This window comes from Rummeliibacillus sp. TYF005, assembly GCF_003844195.1.
Classification (GTDB): Bacteria; Bacillota; Bacilli; order Bacillales_A; family Planococcaceae; genus Rummeliibacillus.
On the sequence record NZ_ML122568.1, the window covers coordinates 41,255 to 49,662 of the forward strand.

At 34.8% G+C, this 8,408-nt stretch carries 8 protein-coding genes and 1 pseudogene; 4 read left to right on the top strand and 5 right to left on the bottom strand.

Going from position 1 to position 8,408, the window contains the following annotated elements; translation table 11 throughout:
* Positions 1–54: 54 nt before the first annotated feature.
* A complete protein-coding gene (locus CW357_RS13025) occupies positions 55–1,206 on the bottom strand; it encodes a YhgE/Pip domain-containing protein (RefSeq protein WP_119416803.1) in 1,152 nt (383 codons plus the stop codon).
* Between the two features lie 129 nt (positions 1,207–1,335).
* On the opposite strand from CW357_RS13025, the gene CW357_RS13030 reads away from it, so the two are divergent.
* Complete coding sequence (locus CW357_RS13030; protein ID WP_119416804.1) at positions 1,336–1,923, top strand: TetR/AcrR family transcriptional regulator; 588 nt, start codon at positions 1,336–1,338, stop codon at positions 1,921–1,923.
* A 91-nt stretch (positions 1,924–2,014) separates the two neighbouring features.
* Here CW357_RS13030 and CW357_RS13035 read toward each other — a convergent pair whose 3' ends face one another.
* The gene (locus tag CW357_RS13035; protein WP_124218274.1) at positions 2,015–3,625 is read right to left on the bottom strand and encodes an MFS transporter; all 1,611 of its coding nucleotides are present in this window, start codon (positions 3,623–3,625) and stop codon (positions 2,015–2,017) included.
* 293 nt (positions 3,626–3,918) lie between these two features.
* Between CW357_RS13035 and CW357_RS13040 the strand changes: the two genes are divergently transcribed.
* The 3 genes from CW357_RS13040 (at position 3,919) to CW357_RS13050 (ending at position 5,209) form a co-directional block, all read left to right on the top strand.
* A complete protein-coding gene (locus tag CW357_RS13040; RefSeq protein ID WP_124218275.1) occupies positions 3,919–4,167 on the top strand; it encodes a hypothetical protein in 249 nt (82 codons plus the stop codon).
* Between the two features lie 164 nt (positions 4,168–4,331).
* Positions 4,332–4,964, top strand: coding sequence for an NUDIX hydrolase (locus CW357_RS13045; protein WP_119416806.1), 633 nt, complete (start codon positions 4,332–4,334; stop codon positions 4,962–4,964).
* A gap of 92 nt (positions 4,965–5,056) precedes the next feature.
* On the top strand, positions 5,057–5,209 hold the full coding sequence (locus tag CW357_RS13050) for a hypothetical protein (protein ID WP_241155093.1): 153 nt from the start codon (positions 5,057–5,059) through the stop codon (positions 5,207–5,209).
* 152 nt (positions 5,210–5,361) lie between these two features.
* Here the strand turns inward: CW357_RS13050 and CW357_RS13055 are convergent, their stop codons facing one another.
* From CW357_RS13055 to CW357_RS13065, 3 genes and pseudogenes are all read right to left on the bottom strand, one after another.
* Positions 5,362–6,552 carry a M14 family metallopeptidase gene (locus CW357_RS13055; RefSeq protein WP_124218276.1) on the bottom strand — a complete coding sequence of 397 codons (1,191 nt, stop codon included), beginning with the start codon at positions 6,550–6,552 and terminating at the stop codon, positions 5,362–5,364.
* A gap of 155 nt (positions 6,553–6,707) precedes the next feature.
* Positions 6,708–7,469, bottom strand: a complete 762-nt coding sequence (gene pgeF, locus CW357_RS13060) for a peptidoglycan editing factor PgeF (RefSeq protein WP_124218277.1) — start codon at positions 7,467–7,469, stop codon at positions 6,708–6,710.
* Between the two features lie 98 nt (positions 7,470–7,567).
* Positions 7,568–8,377 (bottom strand): annotated as a pseudogene (locus CW357_RS13065) (APC family permease); the annotation flags it as partial.
* Between the last annotated feature and the right edge of the window lie 31 nt (positions 8,378–8,408).

Below are 8,408 nucleotides of genomic sequence, written 5' to 3' on the forward strand. Positions count from 1 at the left end.
TAGTTAAAAGCAATTTTTCTAGATGTTTAACGACTAACAAGATTACCAATACTCTTATTCATTGTCAGTTTTTTGCCCACGTACTGGTTTGAAAATAGACAGTAAGTAAATCACTAAACCTACAATACCAATGCCAGCGATAATATTGAATGATTGCCCAGTGTAGAAGCCGCCACCGAAGTAGAAGATTTCACGTAAACCTTCGGAAGCAAAGCGAAGTGGAATCCAAGGGCGAATAAAGTTTACAAAGAAACTTGGAAGCATTTCTTGTGGTGTCATAAGAACACCCATACCTAAAAGCATTACAACCATGAATAACGTAATGGCTGGTTTTCCGATCCATGCAGTAATAGCTGAAACTAATAAGAAGAAACAGAATGCTGCAAATGATACGAAGAAGGCAACTAAGAAGTAGCCTGGCATGTTAATACCAGCGATCTGTCCTAATGTTGCAACAGTAAAACCTGAGAATAGGGCAATAATAATCCCAAATAAAACTTGGCCACCCATTAAGCGTAACGTTTGTTTACGTGTTAACAATTCCCTTTTCATAATATTTGATGTCGATAAGAATAAAATGAAACCACCGATTAATGCACCTACCCAAGCAGGCACTGCCATTAAGGTTGGAGCACTACCATTTGCTGTAGAAGCAGTAATTGCATTGAATACTTTCTCTTCAGAAACAATTGGATTTGCGAGTACAGACGCTTTGTTGGCATCAATTTGTTGACCGTCCATTTGTGTGATAAAGTTTGTAGAGTATTGATTGCTCAATTGCGTAATTAAAGCGTTTAAAGCAGTCTTTGCAAAGTTTGCACCTGTCATGTTAAAGCCTTGGTTAATATAAACTTTTAAAGTTGCTGGAGCGTTATTTGAGACAGCATTTTGTACGCTGTCATTATAACCTTTAGGAATAACTAATGCTGCATAATACTTTTTATCATCAAATAAATCTTCAATATTTTCCTCTTTTTCATTTGTAAAAGCTAGCGCAGGTTCTTTGCCATTAGTACCTTTACTCATTTGTTTGATGGCTGATTTTACAACATCTACATGTTCGCCCTCATCATTCACAATCAGTGCAACAGGTAGATTTTTCACTTGTGGATTTCCTTGAGCGAATAAATTTACCGAGAATAGAGCGATGATTATAATAACAGCAATAGGAGCAGCCCATGCTAATTTTTCTTTAAATAATTTCATTGAATTCATCCTTTCTCAATTTTCAACATGTTGTTTAGTAACATGCATTTATCTTATAATTTTTATGAATATAAAAGCAATGAACAAAAGTAAACAGGATGTTGAATTTTCAAAAGGAAGGTGATTTTTTTGAGTATTTATATAGAGAAAAATAGAAGAACAAAACAACTTATTCAAAAGTCATTTATGTTAATTTTAGAGAAAAAATCGTTTGAATCGATTACAATAGGGGACATTACAAAAGCAGCAAAAATCAATCGTGGAACATTTTATTTACACTTTAAAGACAAATATGATTTGCTCGAACAGATTGAACAGCAGTTATTTAGTGATTTAGGCACTCATATCGATGACTTGCAATCACAATATTCATCCACAAGTACGTTTAAAAAGGAACAAGAGGATTTAGCTGTTACATTGTTTCAATTTATTGAAATACATTCGCCAATGTTAAGAATATTTTTAAGTGATCGTGGTAGAGCCGGTTTTCATATTCGATTTAGAGATGCTTTTTCAAAAAAGGTACGCCTAAATCTAGAGAAAAATGAAACTTTCAATGAAAGGCTAAAGTTTCCAATTGAATACTTTTTATCCTTTATTACATCTGCTTTTTTAGGATTAATCGAACAATGGGTTCAAAATGGTTTAGATAAAACGCCTCAAGAAATGGCCATGCTATATATTGATATTATTTCCTTTATTCAAAATAAAGAATGATACAAATCACTCGAAAATATTAGTCAAATATAACAGTAAAAGACCACAGAATAAGTGGTCTTTTATTTTCTTACGGAACAGTTTCAGCCCTTTATCGTAGGCTTTTGTTCCGAATAGGTTTTAAAATAATTGCTAATAGAACAATAATTGCTGCAATCACAACAGTTGAGTAGAATAGCCCACCATATCCATCTTGAGCAGCGGTTAATGTAATTTGATCTACGCTTGACTGAATGATTCCTTTTAACGTTGGATCCTGTATATGTTCTAAAATTTTGGAGTAATCAATTTCGGATGAAGAACTCGTTGGAGCCATAGATCCGGCAACTTGTTGAAATTCTTGTAATGCTTCTGGGCTTAAATCAGCTTTCTCCATCTTACTTTTTAAAATTGTACCAAAATCATTTTGGAATAGACTAGGAATTTGGTTAAATCCACGTACAATGAATCCTGCATAAATGGTTGGGGCAATGGTCATTCCTATTTGACGAGCAAGAGAAAGTCCTGCTAGTGCTGATCCTTTATCCTTTTCAAGACGTTCTGTCGCCAAAATATTCAATGGTGCTCCTAAAAGAATACCAATCCCAAGACCAGCAATACATGACGAAATAATAAATTGCCATTTTGCATCTATCCATGTAGGGAATAACAAAAATCCAATTGCTGTAATGACTCCTGATAAAAATACAGCAAGAATAGGACCTTTTTTATCAACAAGTGCACCACCTAGTCCAGCACCGATACCAGATGCTAATGCTAATGGTGTCATCCAATAGCCAGAGTTTTCAGCAGCAATTCCTAAGACTTGTTCTGAGAAAGAAGGAATATAGATCATTCCCGCAAGTAATGCCCCTGACAACGCACCGATTAATAATGTCAGTAAGTAAGTAGGGCGAACTAATAAGCCAACTGGTAATATGGGATCTCCATTACGTTTTTCTAATGAACGATTATAGAAGATTAATCCAGCGAATAAGACGATCCCCGCGATTAAGAAGCCATAAACATTAAAAGTTGCAAGGCTCTCTAGTAAGGAGGTACCTTCAATGTTAGTTAAACCATACATAATACTAAGAACGGCTAATGAAAGCAGAATTGTTCCGATTAAATCTAGCTTTCCTACAGAAGGTTCTTTCGTTTCTTGGATCTTATAATAGCCTAAAATAATTAAAATGATGGCAATTGGCACATTTATAAGGAATAGTAAATGCCAATTCCCTGTTAAATCTAAAATGACACTACCAAGGTTTGGGCCTAAAATGGCTCCAACCCCGTTCATAGCACCTAATATTCCAAGCGCTTTCCCTTGTTTTTCTGCAGGAAATGTACTTAAAACATGTGAGCTACCAATGATGAAGATTCCACCACCACCCATTGCTTGGATGAATCGGGCTACTAAATAAAAAGCAAAATTTGGGCTTAGTGCTACAAGTAATGAACCAAGGCCGAATAATGCAACTTCAACAATAAATAGTTTCTTTCGACCGTATCGTTCTGAAATTTTACCTACAATCGGTATACTAATTGCTAAACCTAGTGTATATATTGTTACACCCCAGGCTCCCCAATTGGCAGGAACATCGAATGAGCTATTTATTGTTGTTAGAGCAGCACTAATAATCCCGTTATCTAATGCTGCCATTAGTACGCCAATACAGAACAACGTGATCGCCCAAGTTGGACTCGATGATTTATGACTCATTCTTTCATCTTCCTTTCTATCTTTATTTAAGACTGTAAGGTATCTAAAAAATATATGCATGAGGTGAATCATAAAGAGATATGGAGATTTTAACAAATAATTTACAGTGATGTATATTCGTTATATATGACTAGGATGATCTAATAAATGTGTAGTGCCCAAAAAAGTAAGTGGAGGTGAATCAATCGCTAAGTCAGATTTAATTTAGTCTACAGCTAGAGAAAAGTCCAATTGATATAAAAAAATAGACATACCATATATAGAGCGATACTATACATTGGAGGTGATATGATATGCCATTTTATCCGCCACCAAATCCGAGAAGAAGACCCCAGCCTCCATATAGACAAGGGTTTAGAACACCTGATCAATTTAGAGGACAGAGACAGCCTTTCTTTATTCCAAATCAACAACAACTTCCACAATTTAGAAGTAGAGAATTACCTAATCACTTAAATACTATTATGGGCCACGTCGGAACTATAACGAATGGAGTTAATATGATGAGGCAATTAGGATCCATTATGAGTTTATTTAGATAGTATTTTTGTACATTTATTAAGACAAGAAAACTTCATGAGAATGCCCCACTAAAAAGTATGCAGTGAGAACACGTTCCCATTGGATACTTTTTCATTTTAGTATTCTTTATCCACTCCTCTATTAATGATACGATAAAAACAATAAAATATTTGGGGTGAGGGAGATGTTCCTAGAGAAATTAGAGAATCAGTTAAAACAACAAAAGTCATTATTCATAGGCGAGGACACAGCTTTTCGCTCATCAGTTTTAATACCGTTAGTTCAAGTGGATGGAGAATGGCATATCTTATTCGAGGTGCGGTCATTTACACTAAGAAAACAACCTGGGGATATTAGCTTTCCTGGTGGCCAAATTGACTCAACAGATTTAACCCCATTGGATGCAGCATTACGTGAAACAATTGAGGAATTAGGTGTTGATGCAAGGTCTATAAATCTGGTAGGCCAACTAAGTCCTTATATTGCTTCGCCTTCATTTGTAGTTTACCCATTTGTAGCTACACTTGAATTACATCAGCTCAATCTTAGTCAGGAAGAGGTTGAAGAAGTATTTACAGTACCGGTCAAGTGGCTTTTGAATTACGAGCCTTATATGCATTTAGTATCTGTTAATCCTGTACCTTCAGCGGACTTTCCTTTCGAAAAAATTGCGAATGGCACTCAATATCAATGGAGAATGCGATCGATGGAAGAATGGTTTTATGATTATGAAAAGTATACAATATGGGGGTTAACAGCTAGAATCTTAAAGTACTTTATAGAAATCATTAAATGTAAAGAATCTAAAACAGATTGAATGTTTTTGTTCAAAAAGTGATATCACTTTTTGAATTAATCTTTATACTTAACTTGTTGTCTATAAAGATACTTTTAAGAGGAGGAAGACTATTGAAGTGGCTTTCAAAAAATAAAGGAATCATTTTTATCGTGATGATTATAATTATATTTGTCGCTGGTTTATTGGATATCAAATATAAGGGACTATTCTATCAAGTATTACCTGATTCAATTCAATCATACCTAGCTAACTTCTTTCATTAAGTAAAGACCTAAAAGTAGGTAAGCTAGAATATATTCGAATTCAGATGCTGAATTATACGAGGTAAAAAAGGCTGAAAGAAGTTTGAAATAAACAATAAAAAGCAGGGAATCCTGCTTTTTTATTGTTACATTAAGTATGAAATGTAGAAAAGTTATAGATATAACCCTGCTAGGAAAATCCCAAGTACATCTTGATAGATTTTATCAAACTGCGATAATGGTAATGGATTTTCCCCTTTACCAAGTTCAACGGTAAAACCTGGCCTTCGCCATTCCTGAATGAACCAATCCTTATAGCCAGCAAAACTATCCAATATTTGAACCGGTTTATAACCGCTCACTCTACTCAACTCTTCTACCATTATTTTCGACTTAGAGGGTTCCAGTCCTTCAAATCCCCAATAGATCTCTTCCCCTTGTGTATGAAGTGCAAAAACCCTATCAAAATTTTGTTTTCTGGTCAGTTCAGCCATTGCAATAACTTCAGGTTCAGTAAAAGGTTGTTTTCCACCATAATCTCTCGGTCCAGGACTTTTTGGATTATGTTTTCTTTCCTTTTCCCATTCAGCCGGAAATTGATCATTAAGGTCTACACCTCTTATATTGGCCTTCCATCCTGAAAAATCCAAACGATTATTATTCCAACTAATGACTTGCTCTTTCCATGGTCCACTTGAACCAGGGCCATTTAATACAAGGTTAACACCATCGGGATTAACCATTGGAACAATTGATAAAGTGGTTTGTTCATAGAGTTGTGACGGTGATATGTCACGAATAACACATGCATTAGTTAGCGATAATAAATAATCATTTAAAAAGGTCATGACAATAGGAGTTGTAATCCATTCATTCGCATGAAATGAAGCATTGTAGTGTACCTTTTTATCGCCTGAACCAATTTTTATTTCGGGTAAATCGTGACCGAGTACAGAATTTCCGATAGAGGAGACTTTTAAAAATGGATAAATACTTTGAAGATGTTTAATATCAATCATCATGATATCGTGGTCATAGTCTTGCTTTCCAAATATGATTCTCGACGTCACTCTTTGGGGAATTTTAATGGTTTGACCAATTTGTAAATGGGTTGGGAAGAGATGAGCGTTTGTGAGAAGGATGGTTTCTACTGGTATTCTTTTTTTCTCAGCAATTCCCCACAAAGTGTCTCCAGAAATGGTCTTGTAATTGACTGTTCGGAAACCTGGAATTTTGATTTGTTCGTTAATTTGAAGACTTAAGGGGTTGATATTTGGATTTGAATCCATGATTAACTGGAGGTGAATTTTAAATAATTGGCTGTAGAGCCAAAGTGAATCCCCAGGCCTAACAAATATATCCAAGATGATCCTCCTATTTAAAAAGATGCTAATCATAAAAGTATATGTTATAGATTGAAGTTTATTATTATGTAATTTAGCTATTATCTTGAAGAGTTATAAGGGATAAAAGAAAAAGAACAACATGAAACGCCCATATTGATTGGACGTCATGTTGATTATCTTTTTTTCATGATAAAAGTCAAATGTCTTCCAGCTTTTTTGTCTTGTCGATATGAAAAGCCTTCATCATTTAAATAGGTACAAGTAGAGTCAATTGTTATATGGTCAGAAGGAATGCCAGCTAATAGACATTGTTTTTTAACTGTTTTTTGATTATCAATATGATACTTATGAGTTTGAGTGTTGTAATACATAAAATCGTCCGCATAATCAAGGGCTTTAAATTTTAGATAGACATCCTCGTCTACTTCAAATTTTTCCTGACTTAGTGCTGTACCAATATAGATGTGCAAGTTGTTTGGGTCACATTGTTCAATATTTTTCAAATGTTCAATTGTTTTTAATGTTATTTCTTTGATGGTTCCTTGCCAGCCGGAGTGGATTACTCCTATGATTTCTTTCTTTTCATCGTAAAAGGTTACTGGCACACAATCTGCTGTGAATGAGCCTAGAAGAAGATTAGACTCGTATGTGTATAGTGCATCTGTATCTTGAATGGCAGTGTCTTTGCTTTCAGATCCTTTGCCTTGATCAGCTACGGTTACTTTATGAATATTGGCACTATGAGTTTGATTAGCACAAACAAATTGATTTAAATTACAATTTAAACTAGCAGCTAATTTTTTTCGGTTTTTGATGACGTCTTCTGAATCCAAACATGTATGAAGTGCCATATTTCCTTGTTCCAGCTCATTGGGGTCTTTCATAGTAATGCCTGCAATAAATTTTTCATTATCCAAATAAATTTTTGTTTTCATAATCATCACCTGCTTTTAATATATAGTAATGTTTTCTCGATGTATAGGCATTTGGAATTTAAAAAAGCCCCTATGACACAGGCCATAAGAGCTTTCGATTATTTGTTAAGTAAGCTATGCTTTTTACCATAGATAAAGTAAATGATTAAACCAATAACAATCCAAATACCACAGAAAATAATGGTGTGTATAGATAGTTGTGTCATTAAGAAAATACATAAGACGAAAGAAATAATTGGAATGATTGGATACAGTGGAACTTTGAAGCCATCTGTTGAAATTTCTTTGTTTTTACGTAATAGGATTACACCGATTGAGACAACAGTAAATGCTAGTAATGTCCCCATATTAACGAGTTCAGTTAGTTTATCTAATGGAACAAAACCTGCACAGAATGAAATTAGTGTTGAAGTAATCCATGTATTTTTTTTCGGTGTCTGATGTTTAGCATCAACTTCGGACATTACTTTAGGCAATAGGCCATCACGACTGAAAGCATAAGTTAGGCGAGTACTACCGTAAAGCATTACAAGTATAACCGTCATCATTCCAATAACGGCTCCAAGTGAGATGATGCCTGAAACCCAATCTTGATGAACAAGTTGCATGGCAAAGCTTACAGGGTTGCTAACATTTAAATCTGTATAAGGAACCATACCAGTTAAAACAAGTGATACTGCAACATACAAGACCGTACAGATAAGCAATGAGCCTATAATTCCGATTGGCATATTACGTTGTGGATTTTTCACTTCTTCAGCAGCAGACGATACTGCATCAAATCCTAAATATGCAAAGAATACTAGTGCTGCACCCGATAGAATACCACTCGTGCCAAATGGCGTAAAAGGTTTCCAATTCGTAGGTTCAACATAAAATACACCAACTACGATAAATAGTAAAATAACGGCTCTATACTAAATGTGGTGGTGTGGTCAA